Annotated in this window: 17 protein-coding genes; 16 read left to right on the plus strand and 1 reads right to left on the minus strand. The window is 42.4% G+C overall.

Features of this window, described 5'->3' with window-relative positions; translation table 11 throughout:
• Positions 1 to 4 precede the first annotated feature (4 nt).
• From rpoZ to spoVM, 13 genes are all read left to right on the plus strand, one after another.
• Positions 5 to 208 (plus strand): DNA-directed RNA polymerase subunit omega, encoded by a 204-nt coding sequence (rpoZ, locus tag PFZ69_RS14750; protein ID WP_270182061.1) that lies wholly within the window; start codon positions 5 to 7, stop codon positions 206 to 208.
• A 113-nt stretch (positions 209 to 321) separates the two neighbouring features.
• Positions 322 to 1,524: a bifunctional phosphopantothenoylcysteine decarboxylase/phosphopantothenate--cysteine ligase CoaBC gene (gene coaBC, locus PFZ69_RS14755; protein ID WP_270181821.1), complete on the plus strand. Its 1,203-nt coding sequence runs from the start codon at positions 322 to 324 to the stop codon at positions 1,522 to 1,524.
• The gene (gene priA, locus PFZ69_RS14760) at positions 1,521 to 3,923 is read left to right on the plus strand and encodes a primosomal protein N' (RefSeq protein ID WP_270181822.1); all 2,403 of its coding nucleotides are present in this window, start codon (positions 1,521 to 1,523) and stop codon (positions 3,921 to 3,923) included. The genes coaBC and priA overlap by 4 nt, the downstream gene beginning before the upstream one ends.
• 25 nt (positions 3,924 to 3,948) lie before the next feature.
• Entirely contained in the window at positions 3,949 to 4,425 is a 477-nt protein-coding gene (gene def, locus PFZ69_RS14765) for a peptide deformylase (protein WP_270181823.1), read from the plus strand.
• Between the two features lies 1 nt (position 4,426).
• Positions 4,427 to 5,371, plus strand: coding sequence for a methionyl-tRNA formyltransferase (gene fmt, locus PFZ69_RS14770; protein WP_270182062.1), 945 nt, complete (start codon positions 4,427 to 4,429; stop codon positions 5,369 to 5,371).
• Positions 5,364 to 6,701: a 16S rRNA (cytosine(967)-C(5))-methyltransferase RsmB gene (gene rsmB / locus PFZ69_RS14775; protein WP_270181824.1), complete on the plus strand. Its 1,338-nt coding sequence runs from the start codon at positions 5,364 to 5,366 to the stop codon at positions 6,699 to 6,701. The genes fmt and rsmB overlap by 8 nt, the downstream gene beginning before the upstream one ends.
• Positions 6,702 to 6,741: 40 nt before the next feature.
• A complete protein-coding gene (locus tag PFZ69_RS14780; RefSeq protein WP_270181825.1) occupies positions 6,742 to 7,494 on the plus strand; it encodes a Stp1/IreP family PP2C-type Ser/Thr phosphatase in 753 nt (250 codons plus the stop codon).
• Positions 7,494 to 9,476, plus strand: coding sequence for a Stk1 family PASTA domain-containing Ser/Thr kinase (pknB, locus tag PFZ69_RS14785; protein WP_270181826.1), 1,983 nt, complete (start codon positions 7,494 to 7,496; stop codon positions 9,474 to 9,476). Before PFZ69_RS14780 ends, pknB begins: the two co-directional genes overlap by 1 nt.
• Positions 9,477 to 9,486: 10 nt before the next feature.
• Positions 9,487 to 10,374 carry a ribosome small subunit-dependent GTPase A gene (rsgA, locus tag PFZ69_RS14790; protein WP_270181827.1) on the plus strand — a complete coding sequence of 296 codons (888 nt, stop codon included), beginning with the start codon at positions 9,487 to 9,489 and terminating at the stop codon, positions 10,372 to 10,374.
• A gap of 1 nt (position 10,375) precedes the next feature.
• Positions 10,376 to 11,023 (plus strand): ribulose-phosphate 3-epimerase, encoded by a 648-nt coding sequence (rpe, locus tag PFZ69_RS14795; RefSeq protein ID WP_270181828.1) that lies wholly within the window; start codon positions 10,376 to 10,378, stop codon positions 11,021 to 11,023.
• A gap of 65 nt (positions 11,024 to 11,088) precedes the next feature.
• A complete protein-coding gene (thiT, locus tag PFZ69_RS14800) occupies positions 11,089 to 11,637 on the plus strand; it encodes an energy-coupled thiamine transporter ThiT (RefSeq protein WP_270181829.1) in 549 nt (182 codons plus the stop codon).
• Positions 11,634 to 12,299 (plus strand): thiamine diphosphokinase, encoded by a 666-nt coding sequence (locus tag PFZ69_RS14805; RefSeq protein WP_270181830.1) that lies wholly within the window; start codon positions 11,634 to 11,636, stop codon positions 12,297 to 12,299. Before thiT ends, PFZ69_RS14805 begins: the two co-directional genes overlap by 4 nt.
• Positions 12,300 to 12,397: 98 nt before the next feature.
• A complete protein-coding gene (gene spoVM, locus PFZ69_RS14810; protein ID WP_224882999.1) occupies positions 12,398 to 12,481 on the plus strand; it encodes a stage V sporulation protein SpoVM in 84 nt (27 codons plus the stop codon).
• A gap of 405 nt (positions 12,482 to 12,886) precedes the next feature.
• Here spoVM and rpmB read toward each other — a convergent pair whose 3' ends face one another.
• A complete protein-coding gene (gene rpmB / locus PFZ69_RS14815) occupies positions 12,887 to 13,075 on the minus strand; it encodes a 50S ribosomal protein L28 (protein WP_224883001.1) in 189 nt (62 codons plus the stop codon).
• Between the two features lie 297 nt (positions 13,076 to 13,372).
• Here rpmB and PFZ69_RS14820 point away from each other — a divergent pair, with 297 nt between their 5' ends.
• The 3 genes from PFZ69_RS14820 (at position 13,373) to sdaAB (ending at position 16,193) form a co-directional block, all read left to right on the plus strand.
• Positions 13,373 to 13,735, plus strand: coding sequence for an Asp23/Gls24 family envelope stress response protein (locus PFZ69_RS14820; protein WP_224882043.1), 363 nt, complete (start codon positions 13,373 to 13,375; stop codon positions 13,733 to 13,735).
• A 22-nt stretch (positions 13,736 to 13,757) separates the two neighbouring features.
• On the plus strand, positions 13,758 to 15,425 hold the full coding sequence (locus PFZ69_RS14825) for a DAK2 domain-containing protein (protein WP_270181831.1): 1,668 nt from the start codon (positions 13,758 to 13,760) through the stop codon (positions 15,423 to 15,425).
• Between the two features lie 105 nt (positions 15,426 to 15,530).
• The gene (gene sdaAB, locus PFZ69_RS14830; RefSeq protein WP_270181832.1) at positions 15,531 to 16,193 is read left to right on the plus strand and encodes an L-serine ammonia-lyase, iron-sulfur-dependent subunit beta; all 663 of its coding nucleotides are present in this window, start codon (positions 15,531 to 15,533) and stop codon (positions 16,191 to 16,193) included.
• Positions 16,194 to 16,198: the final 5 nt, after the last annotated feature.

The raw sequence follows: 16,198 nt of genomic DNA on the forward strand, positions 1-16,198 counted from the left end.
TATGATCCTATATCCATCAATCGACTCATTAATGGAGAGAATTGACTCCAAATACACGCTCGTAACACTTTCAGCGAAAAGAGCGCGTGTTATTCAACAAACAGAGAATGTATATGTAGACCATCCAAAGTCCGAAAAGCCTGTAGGAAAAGCGCTAGAAGAAGTAATGGACGGAAAATTGCTAGCTGATGGAATGATACACGACTAGTAGAAGTAACAACCTATGAGAATAGGTTGTTATTTTTTTCATAAAAGATGGCAGCCCTTTTTAATATACCGTAACATTATTATGTTAACTAGAATGGTGGAAGGTGAAGCGTAATGAGTTTGAAAGGGAAGAAGATCATGCTTTGCGTAAGTGGCGGCATTGCCGTTTTTAAAGCCGCAGCGCTTACTAGCAAATTATTTCAAGAAGGTGCAGAGGTAAAGGTGTTGATGACGCATTCAGCATCTCAATTCGTTACACCTCTCACCTTTCAAACGTTGTCAAGAAATGATGTTTATCAAGATACATTCGAAGAAAAAGACCCAGCGTCAGTCGCTCACATCGATCTTGCCGACTGGGCGGACATCGTGCTGATTGCGCCTGCAACGGCAAATATGATTGGAAAATTAGCAAATGGAATAGCAGACGATATGATGTCTACAACACTCTTAGCAACACAAGCACCGATCTTCGTTGCACCAGCTATGAACGTACATATGTATGAGCATCCTGCTGTTCTTCGAAACATGAGCATATTAAAAGAATTCGGATGTCACTTCCTCGAACCTGGTGAAGGGTTATTAGCATGCGGGTATGTAGGGAAAGGGCGTATGGCCGAACCAGAAGATATTTTATCAACATTACAAACCTATTTTAATGAAGATACCCGTGATTTGATTGGTAAAAAAGTATTGGTTACAGCCGGTCCAACTCGAGAACCCGTGGATCCAGTAAGGTATTTCACAAATTATTCTTCTGGAAAGATGGGATTTGCACTTGCTGAACAGGCTGCAATGAGAGGTGCAGAGGTGACATTGATCGCTGGGCCGGTGCACTTAGATACGCCTCCTCGTGTAAACCGAATCGATGTGTTGACGGCTGAAGAGATGTATGAAGCCGCGATGAGTGAAGCGGATCGAGCGGATATCATCATTAAAGCTGCAGCGGTTGCAGATTATCGACCGGTCGTTGTATCGAAAGAAAAAGTCAAAAAATCAAATGACTCCATCGTAATTGAAATGGAGCGGACAAAAGATATTTTAGCCTCGATTGGAAAAAAGAAAGAGCATCAAATCCTGATTGGTTTTGCGGCTGAGTCAGAAAAAGTTGAAGAATATGCCATGAAGAAACTTGAGAAGAAAAACCTTGACCTCGTCTGTGCAAACAACATTACGAGTGAAGGAGCAGGATTCGATAAAGATACGAACATTATGACGTTGATTCGAAAAGACGGAGAGCACATTCACCTTCCATTGCAATCGAAGCATGATGTTGCAAATAAAATTCTTGACGAAGCGAAACGGCTGGATCTTCGATGATTGCAAAGGTAATTGTCGATGTACCCGCTAATCAAACGGATCGACTGTTTGATTATGCGATTCCAGAATCGTTTCAAGACGTATTAGAGCCTGGCATGAGAATTGTTGTGCCATTTGGACCTCGAAAGATACAGGGGTTTGTGATCAGCATCGAGAAAGATTCAGAACTTGATAAACTAAAAGAACTAGACGAAATAAAAGATGTAACCCCTGTACTTACACCCGAGCTTCTTGATTTAGGATTTTGGTTAACAGAAAAAACGCTATGCTATGCTGTTTCTGCTTTTCAAGCGATGCTCCCAGCAGCGATGAAGGCAAATGTGACGAAGACGGTCGTACGGGGAAATCAGTTTGATGAAACAGCACCGTGGGGAAAGATGATCGGCGAGACGAACGGAATGAGATGGGAAGATTTTTTGTCTCATTTTACTCACAAAGATTTAAACCGTGCGATCAAACATGATGAGTTAGAAGTAAGGTACGACGTTAAGGAAAAAACTGCTCCTAAAACACAGTTGGCCGTTTCGGCTCAGCTAAGTGCTCAAGAGCTCTCGGTCGAGAAAGAGAAAATGGGTAATCGAGCCTTAAAACAACAGGAAATCATTCAATATTTTATCGATCATCAAGGTGCTGTTTCGTACAAAGAGTTGATGGGCACGCTCGATACGACACGATCTACCATTAAGGCACTCGTTTCAAAGTCAATACTAAAAGAAGAAGAGATGGAGTTGTATCGAGATCCGTATGAAGGGAGAAGTTTCGCTCCTTCCACGCCTTTAGATTTAACAGATCTTCAGCAGCAAGCGATCACTCCGATCTTAGATAGCATCGAAAACAACCAGCATCGTACCTTTTTAATCCACGGTGTTACGGGTAGCGGTAAAACTGAAATCTACCTTCAATCCATCCACAGGGTATTGAACGATGGTAAAGAAGCAATCGTGTTAGTCCCTGAGATCTCACTTACGCCACAGATGGTAAATCGATTTAAGAGTAGATTTGGGTCGAACGTTGCAGTGTTGCACAGTGGACTTTCAAGAGGCGAAAAGTATGATGAGTGGAGAAAGATCCATCGTGGTGAAGTAAAAGTGGTGGTCGGAGCTCGATCTGCTGTTTTTGCTCCATTTAAAAACCTTGGGATCATCATTATTGATGAGGAACACGAAGGAAGCTACAAACAAGAAGAAAATCCACGCTACCATGCTAGGGATGTGGCGATTAAGCGTGGTGAAAATCACAACTGTCCGATCGTGTTAGGGAGTGCTACTCCTTCTTTAGAATCCTATGCAAGAGCTACAAAAGGAGTCTATACACTACTCGAGCTTCTTCATCGCGTCAACAATCAGCAGATGCCCGAGGTGTCGATCGTCGATATGAGGGAAGAGCTAAGATCCGGAAATCGCTCGATGTTTTCTAATGAGCTCTTTGATAAACTGCAAGATCGCCTGATGAAAAAAGAGAAAAGCGTTCTGTTTTTAAATAGAAGAGGGTATTCGACTTTTGTAATGTGTAGGGATTGTGGTTTTGTAGTGGAATGCCCGCATTGTGATATCAGTCTCACTTACCATAAGATCAATGGGACGATGCGATGTCATTATTGTGGGTTTGAAGAACCGCTGCCGTCTTCTTGTCCTGAATGTGAAAGTGAGCATATTCGCTTTTTTGGAACAGGGACACAGCGTGTTGAAGAGGAACTTACGAAAATCTTACCTGAAGCTCGTGTGGTAAGGATGGATGTCGATACGACACGTCGAAAAGGTTCCCATGAAAAACTCCTCACGCATTTTGGGGAAGGGAAAGCAGATATTTTGTTAGGAACGCAAATGATCGCAAAAGGACTCGACTTTCCGAATGTCACGCTCGTTGGCGTTTTAGCGGGAGATGCGATGCTTCATATCCCTGATTTTCGCGCATCAGAGAAGACGTTCCAACTTCTTACGCAAGTAAGCGGTCGAGCGGGACGTCACGTTTTACCAGGAGAAGTTGTTGTCCAATCATATACCCCAGAACACTATAGTATTGAGCTTGCTTCACAGCATGACTATCTTGCTTTTTACAAGCGCGAAATGATCATGAGAAAACAGTACGGATATCCACCATTTTATTTTCTTGCGATGGTGAACGTCTCTCATGAGGAGTTAACAAAAACGGTCGATGTAACGGAAAAGATTTCGGAATTTCTGAAATCGAGCCTTTCAGAAGAAAGTGTTGTGCTAGGACCTGTGGCATCAGCTATACCAAGGATCAAAGATAGATATCGCTATCAATGCATGATAAAATACAAAACTGAACCAAAACTGCATCACTGCTTAAAAGAAATACAAAAGCACTATGCGAAGGAAATGACACGCGGCAAGCTTCAGATCACGATAGACACACAGCCCTATATGATGATGTAGATGTCGTTTGAAAGGAAGAATGAATTTGTCTATAAGAAAAATTGTAATACACCCTGATGAGGTACTAGAAAAAGAATGTGAAACGGTAAAAACGTTCGATGACGATCTTCATCGACTATTAGATGATATGTTCGACACGATGTATGATGCGGAAGGTGTTGGACTAGCTGCGCCACAAATCGGCATCGAAAAGCAAATTGCAGTGATCGATACACGTGAAGAAGAGCCACTTGAAATCATTAACCCTGTTATCAAAAAAGCAACTGGAGCTGAAGTGGATCTAGAGGGGTGCTTAAGCTTCCCAGGTTTATTCGGTGAAGTAGAACGACCTACTCGAATCGTCCTTAAGGCGCAAGATCGCCATGGAAAGGAATTCACGTTAAAAGCAGAGGACTTCTTTGCAAGGGTCATCCAGCATGAGGTCGACCACCTTCATGGCGTTCTGTTCACTGAAAAAGTGATTCGATACGTTGATTTAGAAGAGGAAGGAAGTGACGAATAAGATGAACATCGTATTTATGGGAACACCTGATTTTTCAGTACCTGTATTAGATATGTTGGTTGAAGAAGGATACACCATTTCTGGCGTTGTCACACAGCCTGATCGCCCTAAAGGGAGAAAACGTGTCATGACACCGCCACCCGTTAAAGTCGCAGCAGAAAAACACGGCTTGCCTGTATTGCAGCCTGAAAAAGTTAAAGAACCTGAACAGCTGAAAGAGATTTTAGCTCTTAACCCAGATCTCATCGTCACGGCAGCTTTCGGTCAGATCCTTCCAAAGGAGCTTCTTGATGCGCCTAAACACGGGTGTATCAACGTGCATGCCTCTTTACTTCCAAAACTTCGAGGTGGTGCGCCGATTCATTACTCCATTCTACAAGGACATAAAGAAACGGGCATCACAATCATGTATATGGTTGAGAAATTAGATGCTGGTGATATTCTTACACAATCGGTCGTACCGATTGAAGAACGCGACCATACTGGTATTCTTCATGACAAACTTAGTGTGTCCGGTGCAAAGCTTTTAAAAGAAACGATTCCTGAGTTAATAAAAGGCAACATAACTCCAGAGAAGCAAAAGGATGAAGAAGCAACTTTTGCCCCGAATATTAAACGCAACTTAGAAAAGATCGATTGGACAAAACCAGGGGAAGAGATTTACAACCAGATTCGAGGGCTTCATCCTTGGCCAGTAGCCTTTACAGAATATGAGGGCAACGTTATGAAAGTTTGGTGGGGGGAGAAAGTTGAAGCGAATGGACAAGCTGCCCCTGGAACCGTTTTATATACAGATCAGGACGGTCCGGTCGTTGCGACTGGCAATTCAACTGCAATCAAGCTTACTGAGATTCAACCTGCTGGTAAGAAACGGATGAGTGCTGCTCAATATTTACAGGGACGTACATTCGAAAAAGGCTCCTTATTCGGTGAGCAACATGACTAATGTGAGGGCAGCGGCACTAGATGTACTTGAAAAAATCAACAAAAACCAAGCTTACAGCAATCTCCTTTTAAACGAGACGATTAATAAACATAAGTTATCAAGAAAAGACATCGGTCTTCTAACCGAGATCGTCTATGGAACGATTCAGCGCCAAAAGACGCTCGATTTCTATCTTGATGACTTTTTAACGAATCGGAAAAAGGTTCAATCCTGGGTGATCTCACTTTTACATCTATCGCTTTATCAAATGGTGTATCTCGATCGAGTACCGGATCGAGCTGTCATCCATGAAGCGGTTGAGATAGCAAAGAAACGAGGTCATAAAGGCATCAGTGGAATGGTTAACGGAGTCTTAAGGAACGTGCAGAGAAAAGGCCTCAAAGATTTCAGTTCGATAACGGATGATGTTGAAAGGATTTCGATCGAAAAAAGCCATCCATATTGGCTGGTAAAACGTTGGGTTGAGCAATTTGGACTTGATGAAACTGAAGCGATGTGTGAAGAAAACCTTCAAGCACCATACGTGACTGCAAGGGTCAACACGATGAAAACCACTGTAGACCAGGTGCTATCAGATCTAGCTGAAGCGGGCTTAGAGGTGATGGGAGGAGAGCTTTCACTAGACGCCATCAAAGTAGTGAAAGGTCAATTGATCGAAACCGATGTCTATAAAAGAGGCGAAGTAACGATCCAAGATGAAAGCTCGATGCTCGTAGCAAGAGCACTCGACATCGACCCTGGTCATGCGGTTCTTGATGCCTGTGCGGCTCCTGGTGGAAAGACGACTCACATTGCTGAACGCTTACAAGGTGAAGGATACATTCAATCTCTTGATCTTCATGACCATAAAATCAAGTTGATTAAGAAACAAGCAGAACGTTTAGGCCTTTCAAACGTGGAAGCAAAAGCGCTCGACAGTCGACTAGTTGCCGACGAGTTCGAAGAAAACACGTTTGATCGAATTCTAGTTGACGCTCCTTGTACAGGTTTTGGGGTTCTCCGAAGAAAGCCAGATATCAAGTGGGCAAAAAAGCCTGAAGATGTCGAGAGGATCACATCGGTTCAAAGGGGAATTTTGGATTCACAGGCTTCTCTTGTAAAACCTGGTGGAAAATTGGTTTATAGTACGTGTACAATAGAAGAAGCGGAAAATCAGGATGTCGTCAGAGCATTCTTAAAAGACCATCCTGAATTTTCGATGGATACCACTATGAGTGAACGCCTTCCTCAAGTAGTTTCACCTTATATTGATGGTGGAGAGCTTCAATTATTACCGCACTACTTTGGCACGGATGGCTTTTATATCGCTACGTTGGTTAAAGAGAAGTAGTTAGATGCGATAAAGTGGATTATAGAGACGGGGTGACCACATGCAAGCTGTAACATTGACAGACCGCGGACAGGTCAGAGCATACAATGAAGACAGTACCAGTGCTATTCAAAATAATCTTGGTGAGTACCTTGTAATCGTGGCAGATGGCATGGGAGGCCATAAAGCAGGAGATATTGCTAGTTCCATGGCAGTCGAATGCCTGCAAACAAACTGGAAAAAAGAGAAGGCTGGCTTTCGTCCGGGAAGAGCGGAAGCCTGGCTATTACATACGATTAAAGAAGCGAACGCAACGATACTGTCTTATTCAAACGACAACACAGAGTACGCTGGTATGGGAACAACGTTAGTTGCGGCAATTTGTACAGAAGAATTTATTACGATCGCACACGTTGGTGATAGCCGAGCATATCTGATTCAAGACGGTGAATTCAATCAGAAAACGAGCGATCATTCTCTAGTGAACGAGCTTGTGAAGAGCGGCCAATTATCTGAAGAAGAAGCGGAGGATCATCCAAGAAAGCACGTACTTCTGCGTGCTTTAGGTACAGAAGAAAAGGTTAAAGTCGATATCCATACATTCGAATGGACTGAGGGTGAAGTTGCATTGTTTTGTACGGATGGCTTAACAAACAAGCTGACAGATGAAACGCTGAAGGAGATCTTGTCATCAGGTATTTCACTTAAAGAGAAAGCGACAAAATTAGTTTTGCTCGCAAATGAAGCTGGTGGGGAAGATAACATCACCGTTGCAGTCATAGAGCATTCTATGTCTTCAGGAAGTGAAAGCTAATGATAGGAAAGCATATTAACGGCCGGTACAAATTGCTTGAGGTCATCGGTGATGGTGGTATGGCAATCGTGTATAAGGCTACGGATTTAATTCTAGATCGAATCGTAGCAGTTAAGTTACTGAGACCTGAATTCTCTAAGGATGATGAGTTCATCAAGCGATTTAGAAGAGAAGCAGAATCCGCAACGAGTCTTGATCATCCTAATATCGTCTCGATCTTTGATGTTGGTGAAGATGAAGATTACCATTACATCGTAATGGAGTACGTTGAAGGGAAAACGTTAAAGCAAAGTATTCGAGATCGTGGAGCCCTTCCGATTGTAGAAGCCATCGATATCATCAAGCAAATTGCTTCGGCGATCGAACACGCTCATGAAAATCAAATCATCCATCGTGACATCAAGCCTCATAATATTCTGATCAATGAATATGGCGAAGCAAAAGTCACAGACTTTGGAATCGCGATGGCCATGACATCCGCAACGATTACTCATACAAACTCTGTTCTCGGATCCGTTCATTATTTTTCACCAGAACAGGCGCGTGGAGGAGCGGCGACAGAACGTTCAGACATCTATTCTCTCGGCGTTGTCCTTTATGAAGTTGTGACTGGAGTTCTACCGTTTTCAGGTGACTCTCCTGTTTCGGTTGCGTTGAAGCATCTGCAGGATCGCTTTCCTAAACCAAGTTTGATCAACACCTCTTTACCGAAAAATGTTGAGCAAATCATTCTGAAAGCGATGGCGAAAGAACCTCACCAGCGTTATGAGAATGCTCAGGAACTATACGATGCGTTAGATAACGCACTGGATCCTACTAAGGTGTATGATGCACCTGTAGTTTCAGACGATGATGAGGCTACAAAGGTGCTTAGTCCTGTTGTTCCAACTGATGCTTCCGAGAGTAAACCTGAGAAAGCAGAAGTTGAAACAGAATCTGACAAAGAGAAACAGGATAAACCTCCTAAAAACAAAAAGAAGAAGAAAGCAGGTAAAATCGTAACGATTGTTTTCCTGATTCTACTCTTGTTAGGTGGTGCTGGTGCACTTGCATTCATTTTTATGCCGGATCTATTTTACGTACCTGACGTCGAAGTACCTGATGTGTCTGGAATGACGTATGAAGATGCTCGAACCGCTTTGATCGAAAGCAACCTTGCTGTTGTGAAGGAAGAACAGTTTAACGAGTCTATTGAGGAAGATGACGTCATCAGTCAAGACCCAAGTTCTGGCTCGATGGTTAAAGAGAATAGTAAGGTGACCCTATATGTAAGCAAAGGTGCAGAGAAGACGGAGCTTCCGAATTTCATAGGTAAGACGCAGAGTGAAGTGGAAGCAGATCTTGATTCTAAAGGATTCGAAAACGTGAAGTTCGAAGGAGAGTATCGTGACGAACCTAAGGGGGAAATCTATGACCAGAGTCCAGAAGCTGGTAAGATGGTTCTCCCGACAGAAGATCGAATCGTTATCTGGTACAGTCAAGGACCAGAGCCTGTTTTATTACCAGACTTAACGAACAAAACGAAAGAAGAAGTAGAAGCGTTCGCAAACGATGAAGGCCTAAAGGTTGCTTATAATGAAGCAGCTTTCAGCGATTCAGTCAAGGAAGGTCTCGTGATGGATCAGTCGCCTAATACGGCAACGAGAATCGATAAGGGACAAACGGTTACTGTAACGCTTTCTAAAGGTCCAGAACCAGAACCTGAACCGGAGCCAGAAGAAGAACGAATTGTTTTTACTGAAGAAGTAAAAGTAGATGTTAAGGATAAGGAAAAGCATACAATTGAAATCATCTATCGTGACTCTAAGACAGAGAACGGTGAAATCGTTGAAGAAGTTGACAAATCGAGCAAATTTGAGTTTGAACTGACGATCGATCCAGGAGACTATGCGTCGTATAAAGTCTTTGATAATGGTGAAGAAATTGAGTCGAAGACGATTACCTATGATCAAGCAAAACAAAAATACGGAAAAAACGAGTAAGGAGTCCTACATGGCAGATGGAAGAATTATTAAAGCTTTAAGTGGCTTTTATTACGTGCAGGATGAAGTGAATAAAGAAATCTATCAATGCAGAGGCAGAGGGAATTTTAGAAAGCGAAAGATCACCCCTTTAGTTGGAGATAACGTTGTCTATGAAGCGGAGAATAAAACAGATGGTTATATTCTAGAAGTAAAGAAAAGAGAAAATGAATTAGTTCGTCCACCGATTGCTAATATCGATCAGGCTTTTCTCGTTTTTTCAGCTACTCAACCTACGTTCAATACGCAGCTGCTTGATAAGTTTCTTGTTCATATCGAAGCGAGTGATATAAAGCCAGTCATCTGCATCACAAAAATGGATCTTGTTTCAGAATCAGAAGAAGAAATCATACACAATTATAGCAAGGACTATAGTGAGGTGGGGTATGAAGTACTGATGAATTCTGCACAGAGTTTGTCTGGAATATCTGAGATCGAGGAGCATTTTTATGATAATGTCACTGTATTCGCAGGACAATCAGGAGTAGGGAAGTCCTCACTACTCAATGCGATCAATCCAGATTTAGACTTAGATACTAGCGATATTTCAACACATTTGGGACGAGGAAAACATACGACACGTCATGTTGAATTAATTCCGTTTGGATCTGGATTAGTCGCTGACACACCCGGCTTTAGTTCTCTTGATTTCAGGGGCATAGAGGCAGATGATTTATGGCTTTACTTTCCTGAAATTAGAGAAAAAACGAACGAATGTAAATTTAGAGGCTGCACTCATATGAAAGAACCTGGATGTGCGGTTAAAGCAGCTGTAGATGAAGGTGAGATAAAGGCGTACAGATACGACCATTATTCATCGTTCTTCACAGAGATTAAGGACCAAAAACGGAGGTATTAATATGATAAAGATCGCACCATCAATCCTCTCAAGCGACTTCGCAAGACTTGGAGAAGAAGTGAAGGATGTTGAAGCGTGTGGAGCTGATTATATTCACGTAGACGTGATGGATGGACATTTCGTACCAAACATTACGATTGGAGCACCTATCGTTCGAGCTCTTCGTCCTGTTACGAACTTACCGCTCGACGTGCACCTAATGATTGAAAACCCAGATCACTACATCGAAGATTTCGCAGATGCAGGGGCAGATATCCTGACTGTTCACGCAGAGGCATGTCCTCATTTACATCGCACGATTCAGTTGATCAAGAGCAAAGGTGTTAAAGCAGGCGTCGTCATCAATCCTGCAACACCAGTCGATGCGATCAAACATGTGATCGAAGATGTTGACCTTGTTCTTCTCATGACCGTGAATCCAGGGTTTGGTGGACAGGCTTTCATCGAAAGAGTGGTTCCAAAAATTGCAGAAGTAAAAAAACTAGCGGATGATTTGGGTGTATCGCCTGAAATTGAAGTGGACGGCGGAGTCAACAAAGAGACAGCTAGAAAATGTATCGAAGCAGGTGCTACGGTACTTGTGGCAGGATCAGCGGTTTACAATATGGAAGATCGTAAATCAGCAATCGAAAGCCTTCGTCAATCTTAAAACAGCCGGGCGACACGCCCGCTGTTTTTTTGTAAAGTGAAATTATTGTTTAGGAGTAGATGATTATGAATAACAATCGCCTTGTTTTACTTCTTGAAATCGCCCTCATGGCAGGTATTGGGGTGATATTGGATTTATTCTCTATCCGATTATGGCCCAATGGTGGTTCGGTTTCTCTAGCGATGGTACCGATCTTCTTAATTGCCTTTCGGAGAGGGATCGGCCCTGGAATTGTCACTGGTTTGTTAGTGGGCATCCTACAGCCGCTTCTTGTCGCACCGTTTTATGTTCATCCGGTACAATTTTTACTAGATTATCCGGTTGGATTCATGGTAGTAGGTCTAGCGGGACTGTTTAGTGTTTCACAAGATGCTTCAAAAAAGAAACGGATCACGATGATTGCGATCGGCTGCTTTCTCGGAGCATTGTTCCGATTAGTTTCTCATTTTACTTCGGGTGTTATCTGGTTCGGTGATATGGCGCCAGAAGGTACGCCTGTCGCGCTGTACTCATTTTTATATAATGCTTCTTATCTTTTCCCTGCAGCAGCCGTTTCGATTATTGTGTTAGCTTTACTATCATCAACTTCTCCGAAGATGGTTCATCGCCCATGACGAATGAAGCTATCTATCTTGTAGCAAGTGGACCAGTTTCTGATTTGCCTCAAAATCTACTAAAAGATAAGCGGGGTGTGCAATGGGTAGGTGTTGACCGGGGAGTGTATACGCTATTGAAGCATGGCATCACTCCTTCTCAGGGGTTTGGGGATTTTGACTCTGTCACGCCTGAAGAAAGAGAGTGGATCGAAACGCATAATCTGTCATTTCATGTGTATCCATCAGAAAAAGATCATACCGATCTTGAGTTAGCACTTGACTGGGCGATCGACCAACGACCGAGTGAAATCATCATGTATGGGGTCACAGGGGGAAGACTTGATCATAGCTGGATGAACGTGCAGATGTTGATAAAAGGGTTGAAGAGTGGCGTAAGTGTAAAGCTAGAAGATCGACAGAATCGGCTTCAGTTAAAAGGACCAGGCCATTATTCTATAGAGAATGATGCGCGATATCCATATGCTTCGTTCTTATCGTATACACCCGAAGTAAAGGGGTTAACGTTAGAAGGCTTTAAATTCCCTCTTACGGATAAAAAGTTGGAATGGGGATCCAGTTTATGCATAAGTAATGAATTGGTCGAGGAAAATGGGTCTTATTCATTTACTGAAGGCATACTTATGGTGGTAAGAAGTTCGGACGCCGAACATCAGGATTAGGGTATATTTTATTTTTGGCGAATATAATAGTAAAGAATATTATGATCTCATATTGTTTTATCCTGGTCTCCATTTTTGACTTTTGAGGAGGGGGAAGTATGAAGTTCTATACGATTAAACTACCTAAGTTTCTCGGTGGGTTTGTAAGGGCGATTCTTGGATCTCTTCGTAAAAATGAATAGCACGAAAAAAAGCACCTGATCCCGGGTGCTTTTTTGTGTAAGCATGTTAAGGATCTAGTTGATCTGGTCCCTATGCCGTAGGAGTTTAAATACCTCTTGCTTTCCTGTGGACGAACGTCCGAGCCTCAAAGCGGACAAAGAGCCGTCCACTCTGAGTCTCGAACGCCCGTTGGACCACGGGAGTCAAGCGGTATTCACTCCTACTAGAATACAATCAATCAAAGTTAAACTTTCCGACCTATTATGCTACATAACTTTTCAGCTCGTCAAGGTGATTATTATTGGTTTAATCCTTCATATTAGCGCAGATTGGAGCGTAAATGATCACTATTTTGTTGGATGATCATTCAGTAGCCTTTTAACATAAAAAAAGCACCCGCTAGCGGGTGCTTTTTCGTGTGTCAATTATACGCGTTCTACTTTCCCAGATTTAAGGGCACGAGCAGAAACATATACTTTTTTCGGTTTACCATCAACCATGATACGTACCTTTTGAAGGTTTGCACCAAATTTACGTTTTGTTGTATTCAACGCGTGAGAACGCTTGTTACCAAACGCAGTCTTTTTGCCAGTGATTGCACATTTAGCCATTATTTCAACCTCCTTACTGTCCTACATTGCACAAGAAGTGCAGGATAAATCCTCCACTATAGTATCACGTAGGTATAGTGAATGCAAGACAAACAACAGGGTTATCAAGAAAAAAACTTAACAGCTAAAAGTGATGATACGAGTGTTTTACAAGGATGAACTTTTAAATTCACTAATATTGTAGTAAAATAACTATTAGCTCTAAATGAGATGTATTTAATTTATTTTAGCATCAAGAGTTAGTAATGAAGATAGAATGGAACATTGGTCAGCACCCAAATCGCTAAGGGAGGAACAAATATGTCAATTGAAATGAAAACCCAATACGGACAAATCGATATTTCTACTGAGGTAGTAGCTGCAATTGCAGGTGGCGCAGCGATAGATTGTTATGGTATCGTAGGTATGGCTTCTCAGAAGCAACTTAAAGACGGTATTACAGAATTGTTGGGAAAAGATAACTTTAGCAGAGGGATAGTAGTTCGCAGAGAAGAAGAAGAACTCAATATCGATATGTATATTATTGTGAGCTATGGTACAAAAATTTCGGAAGTTGCTCATAACGTTCAAACAAAAGTAAAGTACCAGCTTGACCAAATGCTCGGACTATCTGTAGATTCTGTAAACATCTACGTACAAGGGGTCAGAGTAACGAACCCTTAAGTGGAGTTAGGAGGAACAGTCTGTGACAATTAAGAGGATTGACGGTAAGCGGTTTGCGCATATGGTTATTGAAGGTGCAAACAACCTATCTAAAAATGCAAAAATGGTTGATGCATTAAACGTATTCCCTGTACCAGACGGAGATACAGGAACCAATATGAACCTAACCATTACTTCAGGTGCAAACGAGGTTAAGAAAAGCAGCTCAGAGAAAGTAGGAGATGTAGCATCTCTATTTGCACGAGGACTATTAATGGGTGCGCGAGGAAACTCTGGAGTAATTCTTTCACAGTTATTCAGAGGGTTTTCTAAAGCGATCGATACAAAGAGTGAAATTGGAACAGTAGACTTTGCTGCTGCTTTAGACAATGGCGTTGAGTCGGCTTATAAAGCGGTTATGAAGCCTGTTGAAGGTACGATTCTAACTGTAGCAAAAGACGCTGCGAAGAAAGCTGTAAAGTCAGCAAAGCAAACGGAAGATATGATCGAGCTTATGCAAATCGTTGTAAAGGAAGCGAAAGCCTCCCTTCAACGTACGCCTGATTTACTTCCAGTTCTAAAAGAAGTTGGGGTTGTAGACTCCGGTGGACAAGGTTTACTCGTGATCTATGAAGGGTTTCTTGCCGTGCTTGAAGGCAAAGAAGCACCTGATGTGTCACTCGAAGAAGAAAAGATGGATGAATTGGTTCGCGCTGAGCATCATAAAGGTGCACAAGGACATATGAAGACAGAAGATATCGAATTTGGATATTGTACTGAATTCATGGTTCAACTTGAGGATGCGAAGCTTAAACAATCTCCGTATGATGAAGAATCGTTTCGAAATGAACTAGACAAGCACGGGGACTCACTTCTCGTGATATCTGATGACGACCTTGTCAAAGTACATATGCATACTGAATACCCTGGTAATATCATGACATATGCACAGAATTTCGGAAGTTTGATCAAAATTAAGATTGAGAATATGCGTGAGCAGCATTCGACGATCCTTAACGAAGAAAAAGCTTCTAAGCCAGCTGCTGCTGAAAAGAAGAAGTATGGGATCATCACCGTTTCGATGGGTGATGGGATCGCTGACCTATTCAAGAGTTTGGGCGCGAGCTACGTGATCTCTGGTGGTCAAACGATGAACCCGAGCACAGAGGACATCGTGAAAGCGATCGAGGAAGTGAATGCCGAGAATATCATCATCCTTCCGAATAACAGCAACATCGTCATGACAGCAGAGCAAGCAGCTTCCGTAGTTGAAGAAAATGTTGTTGTCATTCCTTCTAAAACTGTTCCACAAGGGATCGCTAGCTTACTCGGATTTAATCCTTCGGTAGAAATCGAGGAAAATGGTACGGCGATGAAAGCAAGCATGTCTGAAGTGAAATCAGGTCAAGTTACGTTCGCTGTTCGTGACACTCAAATCGATGGCGTTTCAATCGCAAAAGATGATTTCATGGGGATTTCTGATGGGAAAATCGTAGTCTCTGAATCATCTCGATTCAATGTAGCGAAAGCTCTATTAGAATCCATGATCGGCGAAGATGATGAGATCATCACGATCATCTATGGTGAAGATGCAGACAAAGAAGAAGCAGAAAAGCTCGTTTCCTTTATAGAAGAGCAGTTCGAAGAAGTTGAAGTTGAACTCCATGAAGGAAAGCAACCGATCTATCCGTATATTGTTTCGGTCGAGTAGCATTTAAATAAAGCAGAAAAAGAAACGTGGCACATGCCAGGTTTTCTTTTTCTGCCATTAACAAATAGTGTTCATTAGGTGTACATAACGAAAGGTGGAGTCGATGTGAAGTTTCGCAGTGTCTTTGATATTATCGGTCCAGTAATGATCGGCCCTTCAAGTTCACATACAGCAGGTGCAGCAAGAATCGGACGAGTAGCTAGACATCTATTTGGTCGGGAGCCACAAAGCATCACGATTTCTTTGTATGGTTCATTTGCAAAAACATACAAAGGACATGGAACTGATGTGGCGCTAGTGGGTGGTGTCCTAGATTTTGACACGTTCGATGAACGAATTGTGAATGCGCTTACATTGGCGAAAGAGAAAAAGATAAAGGTAAGGTTCATTGAGGAAGATGCTGTTACTGATCATCCGAACACAGCTAGGGTGCACTTGAAAGACGATAAAGGTGAGCTGGAACTAGTAGGGATCTCAATCGGTGGCGGTAAGATGGAAGTGATCGAATTAAATGGCTTTGCACTTGGCTTGTCTGGAAACAGTCCCGCAATACTTGTTGTTCATAATGATCGGTTCGGTGCGATCGCAGGAGTATCGAACTTACTAGCGAAGCATGAAATCAATATTGGACACATGAACGTTTCGAGGAAAGAAAAAGGGAAAGAAGCCCTCATGACGATAGAGGTTGATCAAAACATTCCTCAGGTAGTGCTCGATGAAGTCGAATCACTTCCAAACATTCTTCAAGTTGCAAAAATCAGTGAATAACGAAT

The sequence above is a fragment of the Alkalihalobacillus sp. CinArs1 genome (assembly GCF_947387515.1).
Taxonomy (GTDB): Bacteria; Bacillota; Bacilli; order Bacillales; family Guptibacillaceae; genus Guptibacillus.

Excerpts from the sequence above, each read along its gene's own strand:
- coaBC (WP_270181821.1), top strand. The coding sequence starts at position 322 with ATGAGTTTGAAAGGGAAGAAGATCATGCTTTGCGTAAGTGGCGGCATT.
- priA (WP_270181822.1), top strand. The coding sequence starts at position 1,521 with ATGATTGCAAAGGTAATTGTCGATGTACCCGCTAATCAAACGGATCGA.
- fmt (WP_270182062.1), top strand. The coding sequence starts at position 4,427 with ATGAACATCGTATTTATGGGAACACCTGATTTTTCAGTACCTGTATTA.
- rsmB (WP_270181824.1), top strand. The coding sequence starts at position 5,364 with ATGACTAATGTGAGGGCAGCGGCACTAGATGTACTTGAAAAAATCAAC.
- PFZ69_RS14780 (WP_270181825.1), top strand. The coding sequence starts at position 6,742 with ATGCAAGCTGTAACATTGACAGACCGCGGACAGGTCAGAGCATACAAT.
- pknB (WP_270181826.1), top strand. The coding sequence starts at position 7,494 with ATGATAGGAAAGCATATTAACGGCCGGTACAAATTGCTTGAGGTCATC.
- rsgA (WP_270181827.1), top strand. The coding sequence starts at position 9,487 with ATGGCAGATGGAAGAATTATTAAAGCTTTAAGTGGCTTTTATTACGTG.
- rpe (WP_270181828.1), top strand. The coding sequence starts at position 10,376 with ATGATAAAGATCGCACCATCAATCCTCTCAAGCGACTTCGCAAGACTT.
- thiT (WP_270181829.1), top strand. The coding sequence starts at position 11,089 with ATGAATAACAATCGCCTTGTTTTACTTCTTGAAATCGCCCTCATGGCA.
- PFZ69_RS14805 (WP_270181830.1), top strand. The coding sequence starts at position 11,634 with ATGACGAATGAAGCTATCTATCTTGTAGCAAGTGGACCAGTTTCTGAT.
- spoVM (WP_224882999.1), top strand. The coding sequence starts at position 12,398 with ATGAAGTTCTATACGATTAAACTACCTAAGTTTCTCGGTGGGTTTGTA.
- PFZ69_RS14820 (WP_224882043.1), top strand. The coding sequence starts at position 13,373 with ATGTCAATTGAAATGAAAACCCAATACGGACAAATCGATATTTCTACT.